General features: G+C 30.8%; 1 protein-coding gene. It reads right to left on the reverse strand.

Features of this window, described 5'->3' with window-relative positions; translation table 11 throughout:
• On the reverse strand, positions 1-1,197 hold a 1,197-nt coding region (locus tag I6E24_RS16270), incomplete at its 3' end, for a bifunctional folylpolyglutamate synthase/dihydrofolate synthase (protein WP_235329739.1).
• Between the last annotated feature and the right edge of the window lie 127 nt (positions 1,198-1,324).

The following is a 1,324-nucleotide window of genomic DNA, read 5'->3' on the forward strand; positions in this document are numbered from 1 at the left end:
AGTTAATGCTTTTTCCACACTACTATAAGCTTCTCCTTTTAAACCATAATTATTGGCTATTTCTTTTACTTGTTCTGCCGGTAGTGCTCTTTTTACAGAAGCCTGAGTAAAATAATATTTAGCATTTTTAGGTAGTAATGAAATAACCCCACTTATATCTTTATCATTTACCATTCCTATAATAATATGAAGTTTATCATATTTCATTCTGGAAAGTTGCTCTACTATGTATTTCATACCCCCTATGTTATGTCCCGTATCGCATATAATAGTCGGATTTTCTTCAAGCTTCTGCCATCTTCCCATAAGCCCAGTTAAATGACAAACATTCCGGAATCCATTTTTAATATTAGTTTCGTCAATATTGTATCCAAGTCCAATTAATTTATATACAGCATTAAGTATTGTATTTGTATTTTTAACCTGATATAATCCGTTTAGCTCTCCGTATAAATCTTTTATTTTATCAGATTTATAAAGTAAAAGCCCGTTTTCTGTTTGTTTGTATCCATTTATCAGTTTGTTATCTTCAGCAAATATAATGTCAGAATTTGTTGATTTGGCTTTATCTTCGAAAACAGTTTTTGTTTCAGGAGTGTATTCCCCTATGATTACAGGCCTCTTTCCCTTTATTATTCCTGCTTTCTCTTTTGCAATTTCCTTTAGTGTATTTCCTAAAAATTGTGTATGGTCAAAGCTTATATTAGTGATTATACTTAAATCAGGGGTAATAATGTTTGTGCAATCCAGACGCCCTCCTAATCCTACTTCGATTACTGCCACGTCTACTTTTTTTTCTGCAAAGTATAAGAAAGCCATGGCAGTAGTAAGTTCGAAAAATGAAGGGTGTAAGGGTTCGAAGAAATCTTTATTCTGTTTAACGAAATCAATTACAAACTCTTTTTCAATAGGTTCTCCGTTAACTTTTATTCTTTCACTGAAATCTATTAGATGTGGAGATGTATAAAGTCCTGTTTTGTATCCAGCCGATTGAAGTATTGCGGCAATAGTGTGTGAGCAGGAACCTTTTCCGTTAGTTCCGGCTATATGTATAGTCCTGAATTTTTTATGTGGATTATTGAAATGATTGTCTAATATAATAGTGTTGTCGAGTCCTTCTTTATATGCATCTTTCCCTATATTTTGAAATAAAGGGGTGACATTGAATAAATAGTCAATTGTTTCCTGATAATTCATTGTTCTGTATTTTAAAACAGTGCAAATATCATCAATTTTTTTGTTATATTGATTGTTTTTTATTTCTTTGTAAATAAAACTTGGTGAAATATGTATAAAAGTTTGTATTTAGTAATATATATATTAT

Source organism: Bacteroides caecigallinarum, from assembly GCF_021530995.1.
GTDB classification, from domain to species: Bacteria; Bacteroidota; Bacteroidia; order Bacteroidales; family Bacteroidaceae; genus Phocaeicola; species Phocaeicola faecigallinarum.